We start from the raw sequence: 15,746 nt of genomic DNA, 5'->3' as shown, positions 1-15,746 counted from the left end.
GAAACATTAGCACTTCACTAAGATTTCCGGCACGACTTTGTGTCGGAAATTTTTTTATTGATATCGTTTATGGAAACTGTATTACCCACCCAGGCGTCATGGACCACTGGTACTAAAATTCTCTTCCGGTTTTTCTTTATCTATCTCCTGTGCTATGCGCCGGCTTCCTGGTGGGTAGAGTTCTTCCCATTCTCGCCCTGGAATGCCATCGTAGTCTTTGCAGGGCATCACATTTTCAACATCGATATCACCGTGATGCCCAACGGGAGCGGCGACACGACCTGGAACTATGTGCAACTGGTGGTGATTGGATCGATCTCGCTGGTGGGCACCGTAGTGTGGACCTGGCTCGATCGAAAACGCAATGACTATGACAAGCTGTGGTTTTGGTTTTTGATCTTCTTACGCTATTTCCTGGCGTACATGATGCTCGTCTATGGCTTCGCCAAGGTCTTCAAAACCCAGTTTCCGTTCCCGCCGCTGGAGCGCTTGGCAACACCGCTCGGGCAATTTTCGCCCATGGGCTTGTTGTGGACCTTCATGGGGTATTCCAAAACATACAACTTGTTTACCGGCAGTGCCGAAATATTAGCGGGTACTTTGCTCTTCTTCCGGCGGACTACCTTGCTGGGCGCCTTGATCACTATTTCGATCATGGTCAACATTCTGATGTTGAACCTGAGCTATGACGTTCCCGTGAAATTGTTCTCCGCGCATCTTCTGCTTATCGCCATGGTGATCGCCGCGCCACAACTCAAAAGGTTGATTTCCTTTTTTATTTTGAACAAGGCCACGGCACCCGAAAATATCCGTCCCGCGTTCACCCACCCCAAAGCCAGGCTGTTCCATGGCATTGGGAAGGCGATCGTCATCCTGTTCATGGCCCAACAATTGATTGTTTCCGGCATGAAAAGGGAAGCTGAGATGGCTGCATTTTTCCCCGAGCGTTTTGATGCCTATGAAGTCGTAGAACACAAGACCAATGGCATGGCTGTTCCGGAAGAAGACAAAACCCGTCGCTGGAAAAAACTTTATGTCATGCCAAACGACAAATGCAGCCTGGTGTACATGGACGGGGCCACGATCCGATGGAACTTTGCCGCCGATACCGTGGCGCGCACGATGCGCCTCTCCAGCCCGGATTCCACAACGATCTACCATTTTCAATATGCCATCGCCAAGGACAATCTTTACACCTTAAAAGGAAAACTAAACGAAGATTCCATTCAGGTCGCTATGCGCAAAAATTCAGAAGAGTTTCTTTTACTAAATCGCGGATTCCATTGGATTAACGAGTACCCATTTAATCGCTGACGAAGGAATAGACAAGCGTTGAATTTTTTTATACGTTTCCGATTGTGATCGATGGGACTTGCTTTCTAACGGCCGAAAAAAACAGATTAAACAGCGCGTTCCGGCAAAAACACCTCTGCCATCATACATCGGGCACTTCCCCCGCCATTTCTTTCGATGGTATCGAGACTGGAGTGAAGAATAGGATTGTATTTTTCAATGGTCTCCACCTGCTCAGAACTTAGCGCTTTATAGGCCTGCGATGACATGATCAGGAATGTATCGCCGTTCGCATTGTTCACCTGCAGCATATTGCCGGCGAAATGATTCATCTGGTCCAGGGTGATCGCAATGATCGCTTTGTTTGTTTTGGTGATGCAGGTGACGGTTGTTTTTCGCTCCGCAGCATCGGGGATGGAGTCGAGGCAAATGATGACGTAGCGGTCGGCCACGCACATCATCACGTTGGTGTGATAGATGGGAAAGCCGTTGGCGTCGGTGGCGGTAAAGGCTTGGGCCGTATACCCCAGTCGTGCGCAAAAATCGTTCAATACTTTGGCGTCGGTTCGCTGCGATAAGCACGCATAGGCTATTTTGTTCTCACGGTCCAAGACCATGCTTCCCGTGCCTTCCAAAAAGACGTTGTTGTTTTCGTACGCGGAAAGGTCAATGCGCTGCTTTATGCTGAAATGTTTTTCCAGTGTCTCCAGCACATGGGGCTTTCGTTCTTGGCGGCGGTTGGCGGCATACATGGGATAGAGCACGATACTGCCATCGTCGTGAAACGAGATCCAGTTGTTGGGGAAAATAGAATCGGGTGTGTGTGGCGCCGGCGTATCGTTCACCACCGTCACGTCCACGCCTTTTTTTCGAAGCAAGCCGACAAAATTATCGAACTCTTTCAGCGCGAGCTCCTGAGCGTTTGTGTCTTGAGTGGACTGGAATGCATTGTTCACCGCCGTCTGCGCATTGAAAGCAAACTGCACGGGACGGATCATCAATAAATGGGAGGTAGTTTGGCGGCTCATCCTCAAAGACGGTTAGTTGATTTCATCCCGCAGCAAGGGCAGGCTCATACAATGAAAACCTCCGCGCGCACGCGACAGTTCAGCCGATGGCATCAGGATGACGGTATCTTTCAGATCTTCCACGCGCACCTTGCCGGCCTCCAGGTCATTCAATAGGTCGTGTACGTGTACGACGTTAAAACCTTGCGCCGTGAACGCTTCCGTGGTCTTGTCGTTTCGATCATAGCCCAGCACAACACCTTCTTTCAACACCAGCACATTACAGGAATCCGTCCATTGTTCGCGGACGTCATAGGGGAACTCGCTGTTGCCGGAATAAATAAACGCGGTCTTCTCCGGGCTCTTCAGGTCCACTTCGCTGATGTTGATCAGCAAGTCTTCGAGGGTCTCAAAATATACGGGACGGTCAATATCGTGGCGGTTGAATTGCACGATCTTGATCGGATCGTCTTTCTTCTTGCTTTCTAAAATGCGCTCCACCGGGTCGGCATCTTCCTTCTTGATGCTCTTTCGCGAGAAGTTGCCCAGCATCACCCACATGTTTCGCTTCACTTGGGTGAACACGGTATCGATGTGCATGTAGTCGCGCTTTTTGGGAATGCGCACCACGGTCACTTTGTCGACCAGTTTGCGTTCGAACAGGAGGTTCACCACCTGGTGTGCGGCTTCTACCGTGGTGCGTTCGCTCACGCCCACCAGCAAATGATTGGTGCTCACCATCATCACATCGCCACCTTCCAGGGTCACCTTCTTGTCGTCGCTTTCCTTTGGCATCAGGAAGTGATGCGACGTGTCTTCGATTTCGATGATCTTGTTTTCGAAGGAGGTAAACAGGGGGTGGTTAAAGAAAATATATTTGGTGAGCAACGCTTCGCGCGTCCTGGCTTTTTTTGCGGGGCGGTTTAGTAAAATATGATCGTTGACCACCACACCGATATCGCGCGTAAAAATGAAATTGGGAATCGGGGCGAAGAGCATGCGTCCATCCAACAGCGTGCCGCTGATGAGCACCTTGGAAAGCTCCACGTGATCTAAGGCGAAGAGTTTGCTTTGGGTTTCATAAGAGCAAAACTCGATGGCGCAAACCGACGCCACCAATTTCAATTTGATGGTGTGGTCTTTCAGGATGTCGGCCAGCAGCCATTGCAGCTCGATCACCTTTTCGGAACGGTGAAAGCCGTCGTCGTCGGGTTTATAGAATTTGCGATGGTTCTCGGGAGCGTCGATCTGTTTGAGCTTGCCGGCGATCTTTTCGGGATCGAGGAAGTAGAGCAGGATGCGTGTGTAATAGTCGTATTCTTTTTTGCGGATGGTGTCCAGGTGCACGATGTCTTCAAACAACCAGTCCTGTGCTTTGGAAGGCACCACTTTCCCCAAACTGCTATCGGGACTATGCACCAAAAGCTTTCTCAGGGTTCCAATCTCGGAGGTGACGTGCATTGATTTTTGGGCCATAAAACGAATAAAGGCCCCAAGGAACAAACGCCGTTTTTAATTTACAAATCCCCCCGCCACTTTCCCCAGCAATGTGGGTTTAAACCGTTTAAACCTTGATTAATTTTCCCTGCAATAAAAAGCCAGCCGAACCTTGAATGCGATAATGATACAATCCCGCATTTAACCGCCGGGTATCCAGTTCAAGGCGTCCCCCTTTTGGCGCGAGGGTTTCGTCCAGTGTCACCGCCGCGCCCTGGTCGTTCAGCAACTCCACCCGTAGGGCATTTTGTGCAGGAGGGAGGTTCTCGATGATGATAGTCTTCTCAAAGGGATTGGGGTAGATGTTCACACCATATTGTTCATCGGCAACGCCCGTCACCGGATCGTTGCCACTGTCTCCTTCATCGGTACCGGAATGTACCAGCGTGGCATCTTGCAAGATCAACTGCACCCACAGCGAGTACATGAGACCGGAAGGATGCAAACCATCCGGGGCAACGAGGTCGGGATCCACCAGACCCCTTCGGGATATTTCTGTGATGTTGTAGTAGGGAACGCCAAGCTTTTGCGAAATGGATTTATTCACGGCATTGAATGCGTCGACGCCCACACTGATCGTCGCCTGCTTGTCTTTTCCAAAAGGTGTATACCCATAGTCGGGAATGGAAACCACAAACACGTGCGACTTTTTACCACCCGCCAACCGGATCGCCGTGTTCAACAATTCTTCAAACTCCGGCGCATAACTCTCCACCGTTTTCCCCTGGTAATAGTTGTTCACGCCGATCAGCAACGACACGAGCGTGTAGTCGTTGGTGAGCTTCGCGGCCGCGATAGCGTTTTTTAAATCATCCGTGCGCCAACCCGTGGTGGCAATGATCTTCGGCTCAAAACAATCAAGGCCTTTCAACGTAACGGCATCGATCAACTGGACCGGCCAGCGTTCACTTACCGGCACACTCTCGCCAATGGTATAAGAATCGCCCAGGGCGAGGAATTTTACCTTTTCCGTAATGATCAGTTTCTGAGCCATAGCCGTCGAAGAAAGCAGCAGCAATATCACGATAAGTTTACGCATACTCAATGAAGCCTCCGGGAGGATTTAATGGAATGTACGTAAAAAAGAAAGAGGATGGTTTTGGGCCATCCTCTGTATTCTTAATTCTTAGAATCGTTATTCTTAGGCAGTTGCAGGTGCCTGCGCTTTTCGACCGCGCATATAGATCACCAATCCGATAAAGGCAACCACCAGAACAATAGGAATTACCAGCGTGGTACGGATAACTTCCGGCCCGGCGACCAACTGCGCGTTGGCAAAGGCCGTCGCCTCCGTGCTTCCTGCACCGGCAGCCTGATACGCTTTGAGATCGGCACCGGAAGGGAGATTCTTGGAAATAATGTTGTCATAAACACCACCCATAAAAGCCGTATAAACGGACACGGCAAACATGCCGGCGCCTCCCATCAGGTTCATTCCTACGGCACCCGATTTAGGGATATTTTCGGACACAAATCCCAGCATGGTGGGCCAGAAATAACAAACCCCAATTCCAAAAAGCAATGCTGCCACTAGCAACATGTTTCCGGTTACTGTACTCATTAAGTAGAGACCTAGCGCTGCCAGGATAGCCGACGCCAACAGTACGCCAGCAGGTGAAAACCGGTGAACGATAGGCTCTGCAAAACCACGGCCGATAACCATGATGCCGGTAGTGATGGTAAGGAGCAACAATGAATTGCTCGTTGCCTTCGAAAGCAGCAACCCTACCCATTGGTTGGTGAACAATTCAGTAATGGCCGTTCCAAACATACAGATGAACATGAAGATGAAAAGAGGAGTGAGGACCGCCTTATACATGTCGCCCGTGGAAACACCCGATGCTACGCGTTCGGTAACGGGGAAATCCAGTTTCAGGAACATATAGCCATACACCAAGGTGGGAAGAAACATCGTCGCCACCTGTACTTGCCATCCCAATCCCATTCTGTCGAACAGCATAACGATAAGCGTACCGATCACGATACCTCCTGGAAACCAGAGGTGGAAGTGATTCAATTTCGTGGTCTTGTTTTCGGAGTAAATGGTGGCCACTAGCGGATTACAAGCAGCTTCAACAGTACCGTTGGCAATACCGATCAAAAGAGTGGAAAGGAACAAGGACCAGTAGCCGTTCGCAAATACCGTGAGTCCGATACCCAGAAGGTGAAACAGGAAGGCAATAACGAGCAGGCGTTTCATGCCAATGATGTCTACAACGAAACCACCGATAACAACGGCCAGCGGGAATCCCCAGAAAGCCGTTGCGGCGATCGTACCCAATTGTTGGGCATTAAGACTGAATTCTACCCCGAGTCTGTTTAAGATACCGGCCCGGATCCCGAAAGAAAGCGATGTCACCAGTAGCGACATACAACTTGCCCAAAACAGGCTGGTGCGGTTAATATTCTTCTGTTCCATGATGAATTAAAAGGTTTAAGGTTATAGTCTAGTGTGGCGTTAAGATGCAGTTAAAAATCCGCCCTTGCAACAATGCAATGGATTGCAATCTACAAGAATTGGGGAAAACTTATAGTCCTTATGACTATTGGTGGGGCGGTTTTTTTTGAGACGGGGATTTGGAATTCAGGAGCCAGAATCCAGGAGCCAGGAGCCAGTAGGGGTGCGGGAACGGGTACGGTGTGACTGCAAGATAAAGGTTGTGGACATAATTTTTTCTCGTACAGTCAGTTATAAGATCTTTTGAAATTGGTCAAGCCAGATGCCAGGCGGTTTTTTCAGGAGTCAGGATCTAAGGAGCCAACAATGGGATGGGGCGTGAGGAACGTAAAATGATTTTTCGCATACCGCGAGTTATAAGCCTTGCGTAAATCGTTCAGACCTGAAGTCTACTTTATCGACAGATGCATTTTGCATTTCTCCTGGCTCCTGGCTCCTGGATTCTGGCTCCTGAACCCTCACAACTCAAACATAAAACCCTTCTCTTTCAAGTGGTTGTACGCTCTCTTATCAAACCGATAAAGCCCCGCCGCCCGATGCGATACATCCGTCTGTTTCTCCTTACACGGCTCCAACAGATTCATCCGCATCAGCTTGCGTCGGAAATTGGGTTTGTCCAGCTTCTTGTCCAGGATGGCTTCATAAAGCTCCTGCAATTGCAGCAGCGTGAATTTCTTGGGGAGAAGATTGAATCCGATGGGTTCATGCCGCACTTTATGTTTCAGGTACGCCAGACCTTCGTCGAGGATAATCTTGTGATCATAAGGCATTTCCGGCACTTCACTGATCTTGAACCACTGCGCATCAGCCGCCGTGAAACCGGCGTGCAGGGTGTAGTTCTCGGGCTTTACCAGCGCATAATAAGCAATGGTGATCACGCGCTTGGTAGGGTAGCGGTGCACGTCGCCAAAGGCGCGCAGTTGCTCCAGGTAGATATTGGACACGCCGGTGAGGTCGTTGAGGATCCGCGTGGCGGCGCCGTCGGTGCTTTCATTGTATTTGATCCAGCCGCCGGGGAGCGCCCATTTCCCCTTGCTGATGCCTTCACCGTGCTGGACGAGCAGGATGTCGAGCTCGCTTTTTTTAAAGCCAAAGATCAGGCAGTCAATGGAGAGGGCATCTATAATGGTATCGGGAAAGGGTAGGGTCGTCATACGCTGTTAAGGTATAAAAAATATTTTAGGATACTTGTAGTCAAATGTACTATAAGTTATATATTTACCGCACTTTCAAACGATTGTAATTTTACAAAATATGAAGAAATACCTGTTGGGGTATGACCTGGGCAGTTCCTCCATCAAAGCATCGCTGATTGATGCGGCCACCGGCCAATCCGTTGCCTCGGCGCAGTCGCCGGCCGAAGAAATGCCCATGCTGGCCGTACACGCCGGCTGGGCGGAGCAGGATCCGGAGATGTGGTGGGAACATGCGCAGAAAAGCCTCCAGGCTTGCTTGAAGAAATCCGGTGCCAGCGGTGCAGACATCGCCGCCATCGGCATCTCGTATCAAATGCACGGGCTGGTGTGTGTGGACAAAGACCAAAAGGTGCTTCGCCCTTCCATCATCTGGTGCGATAGCCGTGCCGTTGACATTGGCCGCAACGCCTTTCAAAGCCTGGGCGCTGACTACTCCTTAAAGCATTTGTTGAACTCCCCGGGAAACTTCACTGCCTCTAAACTCAAATGGGTAAAAGACAATGAGCCTGCCATTTTTGAACGCATCTATAAAGTGATGCTTCCCGGCGATTACCTCGCCATGAAACTCACGGGCGACGTTGTCACCACAGCATCCGGTTTGTCCGAAGGCATGTTTTGGGATTATGCTGCGGGAGCACCCTCCGAGAAATTGCTCTCCCTCTACGGCATCCCCGCGTCGATGCTGGCCACGCAGGTACCCACCTTTTCTATCCACGGCAAAGTGACAAAAGCTATGTCGCAAGTGTTGGGTCTGAAGGAAGGAACTCCCGTGAGCTACCGCGCTGGTGATCAGCCCAATAATGCTTTCTCCTTAAATGTCTTAAACGCCGGCGAGACGGCTGCCACGGCGGGAACCTCCGGGGTCATTTATAGTGTCACCGATAAAAATGCCTTCGATCCCAAGTCGCGGGTCAATACGTTCATTCACGTGAACGACAATAAACCCGTGAAAAGCAACGGAGTATTGTTGTGCATCAACGGTACGGGTATCCTCAACAGCTGGCTGCGCAAGCAGGCGCGCGGGAGTGGGTCGCTCTATGAATATGACCAGATCAACAAGATCGCGGCAGAAGCACCCATCGGTGCCGATGGGCTTTCCGTCCTCCCGTTTGGCAACGGCGCCGAGCGCGTGTTGGAAGACAAGAACCTCGATGCGTCGTTCCATGGACTGAACTTCAACCGTCACGGTCAATCCCACGTGTTTCGCGCGGCGCAGGAAGGCATTGTGTTTGCCCTCAAGTACGGCTTTGATGTTTTGCAGGGCATGGGGCTGAATACAAAAGTGATCCGCGCGGGCCATGCCAACATGTTCTTAAGTCCACTGTTCCGCGAAGCGTTTGTCAACACCATCGGCGCGCCGCTGGAACTGTACGATACCGACGGTGCAAAGGGCGCAGCGCTCGGCGCAGGGGTGGGAGCAGGCGTGTATGGCTCTTTCGAAGAAGCCTTCCGCGGCTTGAAGATCATCCGCACCGAACAGCCGTCGGCCACGCTGGCGGGTCAATATAAAGATGCTTATCAAACCTGGCTGGCGCACTTGCAAAAAGCGCTTTCCTGAAATTTTCAACTGGAATATCCCAACGCTAAATACAATTACATGAAACTTACACTCGGAGACAAGGAATACTTTAAAGGCATCGGTCCGATAAAGTATGAAGGCAAGGAATCGGACAACCCTTTGGCTTTTAAATTCTATGACGCCAAGCGCAAAGTAGGCAAGAAGACCATGGAAGAACACTTCCGTTTTGCGATCGCCTACTGGCACACCTTCTGCGGCACCGGCGGCGACCCGTTTGGTCCCGGCACCAAGAACTTTGCCTGGAACCAAAGCAGCGACGCCATGCAACGCGCCTACGACAAGATGGACGCCGCCTTCGAATTCATCACCAAGATCGGCGCACCTTTCTATTGCTTTCATGACTACGATCTCGTGGACGAAGCGCCCACGCTGAGCGAATCCGAGGAACGCATTCAAAAGATCGTCGACTACGCCAAGAAAAAGCAAAAAGCATCCGGCGTGAAATTATTGTGGGGAACGGCCAACCTGTTCTCGCACCCGCGCTACATGAACGGCGCCTCCACCAACCCCGACTTCAATGTGGTGTGCTGGGCCGGTGCACAAGTGAAGAACGCACTCGACGCCACCATCGAATTGGGAGGATCGAACTATGTGTTCTGGGGTGGCCGCGAAGGCTACATGTCGCTGCTGAACACCGACATGAAACGCGAACAAGAACACCTGGCGCGCTTCCTGCATGCTTCAAAAGACTACGCCCGTGCACAAGGCTTCAAAGGCACGTTCCTCATCGAGCCCAAACCGATGGAGCCCACCAAACACCAATATGATTTCGACGCCGCCACCTGTCTCGCTTTCCTTCGCGAGTTCGAGTTGATGGACGACTTCAAACTCAACATCGAAGTGAACCACGCGACGTTGGCGCAACACACCTTCGATCACGAACTCCAGGTGGCCGCCAACGCCGGCGTGCTGGGAAGCATCGACGCCAACCGCGGCGACAACCAAAACGGCTGGGATACCGACCAATTCCCCAACAGCTTGTATGAGCTGACCGAAGCCATGCTCGTGATCCTGCAAGCCGGCGGCTTCAAGAACGGCGGCGTGAACTTCGACGCGAAGACCCGCAGAAACTCCACCGACAATGCCGATGTTTTCTATGCCCATATCGGCGGCATGGACTCTTTTGCCCGCGGCCTCATCACCGCCCAAGCCATCCTCGACAACGGCGAATACACCAACCTGCGCAAAGCGCGCTATGCTTCTTTCGACGCCGGAAAAGGCAAAGCGTTTGAACAAGGCAAGGTAGGATTGGAAGAGTTGAGAAAGCTGGCCCTCAAGAACGGTGAGCCCGAACAGATCAGCGGCAAACAGGAATACTACGAGAACTTGTTGAACAAGTTCGTTTAGTGTTGTAACCGATAAAATACGCTAAAGGTCATTCAGCGCGCAACGCGTTTGAATGACCTTTGTTTTTGATCGCCCCGCCGTGCCAATGCATTTTGTTCTGTACCTTTGGCCGCAAAGTTAACCGACCTATGAAAACACTGCTTTCCCTGATCCTCGTGGCATGTTCCATCGTTGTCTTCGCCCAGGGCAACACGACCTACGGCAATTTCAAACTGGCCGACCAGGAGATCCTCTACCAAAAAGTGTTCGCCCAGGATTCCATCACCGTAGCCAAGCTCACCGAGTTCTACAAAGCCCAACCCTTCGCCGCCAACCTCCAAGCCACCGGCGACGAGATCACGTTCGACATGAACGACATCATCGTAGATTATAAGAAATTCCAATTCACCCAAGTGGCCACCCCCTCGATCATCCAAACCGGAAAGTACAGCGGCAAGGTCACGGTCGGCGTGAAGGACGGAAAATATCGCGTCACGGTCCGCTCCATCCAACTCACCGGCGACATCGGCTACAAAAAGATCACCACCAAAGACAATCTCACCAACTACGCCGCCAAAAACAACGGCACCATCATGAACCAGGAATGGTGCAAGCCGAACACGTTGGGTCTTCTTGACAAGTCGTTCACAGACAAGCTGCAGTATGTGGAGAAAGGGAAGAAGAAGGATAGTGATGATTGGTAACTAAAAAACTAACCCCGCTAGGGGTTCCCCATCATAACCCCGGTGAAACCGGGGGTAAGAGACTCAAATGCTCTCAACCCGCCTAGGCAGGTTACCTATTGGGGGTCCGTTCGCAATCGCGAGCGTAAAATAATGATAGAATGACGGCCTCCTCGGAAACCTCGGACCGGGCTATCCATTACAAGTCCGGCCGCGCGCATGCATACGCACTTCGGGCTTTCCATTTCTATCCCTGGCCGGGCTGCTGTTAAATATCTCCCAACAACTAAAGTTATCGCAAGGGTACGTCCTCGACTCAGGACAGGTTGCGTTTCAATTAATTTCTGTAGAGGAATGCATCATGATGTGATGAAGCAGCCTTTATTCGGAAGAGTAAAGTGCACATTGACTTTGTGTAGGTACTTGGAACGCGCGTATCCGAACGGGTAACCCCTCCGGGGTTGAATGCTGTGTTTCGTTTGCCCCGGGTTTCACCCGTGGTTATGATGGGGAATCCCTACGGGATTCAAATGCGGTTGCGTACTTGTGGCTGGACTGATTTTATAATAAGGATCAACGAGAATGGCATTGATCCCGTCGTTTCCGCTTCTCCCGATTACGAAGTGACGTGCTTTTGCACGAGGAACGTCAGGTATCATTGCCACTTGGCTACGTGATCCAATGCAACGTCTTCGGCTCCACCGGATTCACAAACGGCGTTTTATTCTGTTGCGACAGATCCCACTGGCGTTTCAGTTCATGATACCAGCGCGCTTGCAGGTCGGGTTCGCCGAGCAGCATTAGGGTGGGCTTTGATTTCAGGCCTTCGCTCAGTTTCTCGAACACACCGAGATCCTGGTGAATGAATTGTTTGCCCAGTTGGCGCAGCGGCCACCAGACGTATTTCACAAAGCCGATGGTGGTGAAAAAGATATGGTTGAGTTCGGTCTCGTGCTCGTTGATCGGCGTGAGGCAGGTGATCGAAACGATCTCGTCGTTGCCCACCTGGATATGTTCCGTGCGAATGCCCGGCAATTGAAAGTTGATCTCTGTGGACCGGCTTCCCTTCAGGATCGAATATCCTTTCGAATTCGACGACGGCGTGTGCCGCGTCATCTTGAAGCCCAGGTCGACGGGTTCGAACTTCTTCTCCTTCAGCTTCAACTTTTTGGACGAACGCCAGTACCACGATTGGTGCACGAACGTCACGTGGGCCGGGTCGATCAGTCCGATCACGGAGTGATCGATATCGGCGGGCATCGTCACTTTTTCTACGAAGAGAAAATCCTTGCCCTGGGGCACGAGCAAGTCGGGGATTCTTTCGTCGGCGCCGCTCAGTTGTGTTTTGTTCTGGGGCATGTAGATCCAGACGGTGCCGTTGATCTCGCGACAGGGATATTTGAAGACCTTGATCTTGCTGGTGTCGAACTTTTCGTCGGCCAATGCGGGGATGCCGGTGCAGGTGCCGGTGTTGTCGAACTTCCAGCCGTGATAGCAGCACTGCAGTGTTTTGCCATCGTACCATCCTTTGGAGAGGGGCACGCCGCGATGCGGACAATTGTCGCGTAGCGCGAAGGGGATGTTGTTCTCATCTCTCCCAAAAACAACCCGTTCGCCGAGGAGCTCCTTCGCCACAAGTTTGCCTTGCTTCAGAAACGAACCATGCATGGCGAAATACCAGAGATTTTTGAGAAAGAGCGATTCAGTCATGAAAAAAAGTTAAGGCAAATGGTGTCAAAGAAAGGATTTAACAACTAGTTTGCCAAACCCAACCTATGAATAAATCATTAGAAAATATATGGGCCGTCAACCCAACCCGCAATCGATTTCTGTAAATTTTATGCTTTATTTTTAGACATTTAATCCCTTACTTGAACCAAAACATTCTAACCTAATGAAAAGAAAATTACGCATGGGCATGGTAGGTGGCGGACTTACCTCTTTTATTGGCCCCGTTCATCGTAAAGCCGCCGGTATCGATGGAGAAATTGAATTGGTATGCGGTGCTTTTAGCGTGGTTCCCGGCGAGTCGAAACAGACCGGCGAAGCGCTTTATCTCAACCCCAAACGGGTCTATGAAACCTACCAGGAGATGTTCGAGATCGAGAAGAACATGCCTCCCGATCAACGCATCGACTTTGTGTCGGTTGTAACGCCCAATCACGTACACTTCGGTCCCTCGAAGATGGCCCTGGAAAGTGGCTTCCACGTGATCGTTGAAAAACCCATCGCTTTCTCTCTGGAAGAAGCAAAGACCTTACAAAAAGTAGTCGCAAAAACAGGCCTCATCCTCGGCCTCACCCATACCTACACCGGCTATCCCCTGGTGAAAGAAGCCCGCAACATGGTTGCCACCGGCAAGCTGGGCAAGATCAGAAAAGTATTTGTTGAATACCCTCAAGGCTGGCTTTCCACGCTGTTGGAAGGAACAGGCAACATGCAAGCCTCCTGGAGAACCGACCCCAAACAATCGGGTATGGGCGGTGCCATCGGCGACATCGGTACGCACGCTGCGAACCTGGCCGAATACATCACCGGCTCCAACATCACCGAAGTATGCGCCATGCTGAACGCCGTTGTAAAAGGCCGCAAGCTGGACGACGACGCTTCCATGTTGATAAAATTTGATAACGGTGCCACCGGTGTGCTCATGGCCACCCAGGTTGCCGCAGGTGAAGAAAACAACCTCAACATCCGCGTCTACGGTGAAAAAGGCGGCCTGGAATGGAAACAGGAAGACCCCAACACCATGATCGTGAAATGGCTCGGCAAACCCAAGGAGATCATCCGCGCAGGTCAGTCTTATCTTTCGGACGAAGCCAAGGCATTTACCCGCACGCCGGCCGGTCACCCCGAGGGCTACCTCGAAGCCTTCGCCAACATCTACCGCGCTTTTGGCAAAGCCGTGCGCGACTACAAGCCCGGCAAGAAGATCAACGCAGCCAAATACGACTTCCCCGATGTGGAAGACGGCGTACGCGGCATGAACTTCGTGCAAACGGCGGTAAAGTCCGGCAACTCCACCCGCAAGTGGACCAAGCTGAAATAACGGAAATGATGTTCAACCTAATGTCTCCAGTTTTTTAAATGAAAACGATAAAAGGACCGGCCATTTTCCTGGCACAGTTCATGGGCGATCAGCCGCCATTTGACAATCTGAAAACGATTTGCAAGTGGGTGGCTTCCCTGGGCTATAAAGGTGTGCAGATCCCCACATGGGATAGCCGCTGCATCGACCTCCAGAAAGCTGCCGAGAGCAAGGATTACTGCGATGAGATCAAAGGCATCGTAGATTCCTGTGGTCTGCAGATCACAGAGCTTTCCACCCATTTACAAGGCCAATTGGTGGCCGTGCATCCCGCTTATAACGACATGTTCGACGGCTTTGCGCCAAAGGCTTTGCACGGCAAACCTGCCGAGCGCACCGCCTGGGCCGTAGAGCAGTTGAAGTATGCCGCCAAGGCCAGCAAAAACCTGGGCCTCAATGCGCACGCCTCTTTTTCAGGCGCGCTCATGTGGCACACGGTATATCCCTGGCCCCAACGCCCCGCAGGGCTTGTGGACGATGGCTTCAAGGAACTGGCCAAGCGTTGGCTGCCCATCTTGAATGCTTTCGACAAGGCCGGTGTGGACGTTTGCTATGAACTCCACCCAGGTGAAGACCTGCACGATGGCATCACTTTCGAGCGCTTCTATGAGGCTACCGGAAAACACGCGCGTTGCAACATCTTGTATGATCCCAGCCATTTTGTGCTGCAGCAATTGGATTATCTTCAATTCATAGATTTCTACCACACCTTCATCAAGATGTTCCACGTGAAGGATGCCGAGTTCAACCCTACGGGAAAGAGTGGCGTCTATGGTGGCTATCAAGATTGGGTGAACCGCCCGGGGCGTTTCCGTTCATTGGGCGACGGGCAGGTGGATTTCAAAACCATATTCTCCAAGCTCACGCAATATGACTACGCCGGTTGGGCTGTGCTGGAGTGGGAGTGTGCCATCAAGCACCCCGAACAGGGTGCTGCCGAAGGTGCGCCGTTCATCCAGAACCATATCATCCGCGTCACGGAAAGAGCATTCGACGACTTTGCCGCTACCGGCAAAGACGCCAAATTCAATAAGAAAGTGTTGGGTATTTAGACCCGGGAAGATTTACTGACTGACCATTTTTAATTTTTTTAATTCGAACAACACATGAAAAAAGCATTTTTAGTATTAGCGCTGGTAGGTGTAGCCACCTGGTCCCTGACGTCGTGCGGCGGATCCAAGAAAGAAGCAGCAACCGAAGAAACCGAAGAAGGCTACAGCGACGAGGAAGCCGCCAAAGAAGCTGCTGAGCCCAAAGCCGAATCTGCCGACGACCTGATCAAACAAGGCCAGGCACTGGTAGATGCCAGCGACTGCAAGACTTGCCATCACCCCACCAACAAGATCGTAGGTCCTTCCCACACCGACGTGGCCAAGAAATACGAATTCACCAAAGCCAATGTAGGCTTGCTGGCCGACAAGATCCGCAATGGCGGAAGCGGCGTATGGGGAGAAATACCGATGTCGCCTCACCCTGACCTGTCGAAAGCCGACGCCGAGAAGATGGCCATGTACGTCCTCTCTCTCGACGGAGAAAAACCGAAAGATTAACACATTCATAAACCGTCAGCGCCCACAAGGCCTGACGGTTTTCATTTCTTTGAAAAAACAATCTACAAC

General features: G+C 51.4%; 13 protein-coding genes. 7 read left to right on the top strand and 6 right to left on the bottom strand.

The features are described 5' to 3' along the window. The first annotated feature begins 69 nt into the window (after positions 1–69). Positions 70–1,314, top strand: coding sequence for a hypothetical protein (locus tag D4L85_RS26090; RefSeq protein WP_119757062.1), 1,245 nt, complete (start codon positions 70–72; stop codon positions 1,312–1,314). Between the two features lie 86 nt (positions 1,315–1,400). Here D4L85_RS26090 and ctlX read toward each other — a convergent pair whose 3' ends face one another. From ctlX to D4L85_RS26065, 5 genes are all read right to left on the bottom strand, one after another. Continuing rightward, entirely contained in the window at positions 1,401–2,321 is a 921-nt protein-coding gene (ctlX, locus tag D4L85_RS26085) for a citrulline utilization hydrolase CtlX (RefSeq protein ID WP_228450636.1), read from the bottom strand. A gap of 12 nt (positions 2,322–2,333) precedes the next feature. Then, positions 2,334–3,776, bottom strand: coding sequence for an arginine deiminase family protein (locus D4L85_RS26080; RefSeq protein ID WP_119757060.1), 1,443 nt, complete (start codon positions 3,774–3,776; stop codon positions 2,334–2,336). A gap of 88 nt (positions 3,777–3,864) precedes the next feature. Beyond that, a complete protein-coding gene (locus D4L85_RS26075; RefSeq protein WP_160144011.1) occupies positions 3,865–4,836 on the bottom strand; it encodes a GDSL-type esterase/lipase family protein in 972 nt (323 codons plus the stop codon). A 102-nt stretch (positions 4,837–4,938) separates the two neighbouring features. Further along, entirely contained in the window at positions 4,939–6,216 is a 1,278-nt protein-coding gene (locus tag D4L85_RS26070; protein WP_119757059.1) for an MFS transporter, read from the bottom strand. 497 nt (positions 6,217–6,713) lie between these two features. Then, a complete protein-coding gene (locus tag D4L85_RS26065) occupies positions 6,714–7,409 on the bottom strand; it encodes an NUDIX hydrolase (RefSeq protein WP_119757058.1) in 696 nt (231 codons plus the stop codon). Positions 7,410–7,509: 100 nt separating this feature from the next. Here D4L85_RS26065 and D4L85_RS26060 point away from each other — a divergent pair, with 100 nt between their 5' ends. The 3 genes from D4L85_RS26060 (at position 7,510) to D4L85_RS26050 (ending at position 11,060) form a co-directional block, all read left to right on the top strand. Then, positions 7,510–9,009 carry a xylulokinase gene (locus D4L85_RS26060; RefSeq protein ID WP_119757057.1) on the top strand — a complete coding sequence of 500 codons (1,500 nt, stop codon included), beginning with the start codon at positions 7,510–7,512 and terminating at the stop codon, positions 9,007–9,009. Positions 9,010–9,048: 39 nt separating this feature from the next. After that, positions 9,049–10,377, top strand: coding sequence for a xylose isomerase (xylA, locus tag D4L85_RS26055; RefSeq protein ID WP_119757056.1), 1,329 nt, complete (start codon positions 9,049–9,051; stop codon positions 10,375–10,377). Positions 10,378–10,505: 128 nt separating this feature from the next. Further along, positions 10,506–11,060 carry a hypothetical protein gene (locus tag D4L85_RS26050; RefSeq protein ID WP_119757055.1) on the top strand — a complete coding sequence of 185 codons (555 nt, stop codon included), beginning with the start codon at positions 10,506–10,508 and terminating at the stop codon, positions 11,058–11,060. A 648-nt stretch (positions 11,061–11,708) separates the two neighbouring features. Here the strand turns inward: D4L85_RS26050 and D4L85_RS26045 are convergent. Beyond that, the gene (locus D4L85_RS26045; protein WP_119757054.1) at positions 11,709–12,749 is read right to left on the bottom strand and encodes an aromatic ring-hydroxylating oxygenase subunit alpha; all 1,041 of its coding nucleotides are present in this window, start codon (positions 12,747–12,749) and stop codon (positions 11,709–11,711) included. Between the two features lie 184 nt (positions 12,750–12,933). Between D4L85_RS26045 and D4L85_RS26040 the strand changes: the two genes are divergently transcribed. The 3 genes from D4L85_RS26040 to D4L85_RS26030 are packed head-to-tail and all read left to right on the top strand — an operon-like array spanning position 12,934 to position 15,677. After that, the gene (locus tag D4L85_RS26040) at positions 12,934–14,088 is read left to right on the top strand and encodes a Gfo/Idh/MocA family protein (RefSeq protein ID WP_119757053.1); all 1,155 of its coding nucleotides are present in this window, start codon (positions 12,934–12,936) and stop codon (positions 14,086–14,088) included. A 38-nt stretch (positions 14,089–14,126) separates the two neighbouring features. After that, a complete protein-coding gene (locus D4L85_RS26035) occupies positions 14,127–15,179 on the top strand; it encodes a sugar phosphate isomerase/epimerase family protein (protein WP_119757052.1) in 1,053 nt (350 codons plus the stop codon). Positions 15,180–15,233: 54 nt separating this feature from the next. After that, the gene (locus D4L85_RS26030) at positions 15,234–15,677 is read left to right on the top strand and encodes a c-type cytochrome (RefSeq protein WP_119757051.1); all 444 of its coding nucleotides are present in this window, start codon (positions 15,234–15,236) and stop codon (positions 15,675–15,677) included. The last annotated feature ends 69 nt before the right edge of the window (positions 15,678–15,746 follow it).

The organism is Chryseolinea soli, from assembly GCF_003589925.1.
Classification (GTDB): Bacteria; Bacteroidota; Bacteroidia; order Cytophagales; family Cyclobacteriaceae; genus Chryseolinea; species Chryseolinea soli.
The sequence above is the reverse complement of the archived record's forward strand: the minus strand, read 5'-3'. Positions and strand labels throughout refer to the sequence as shown.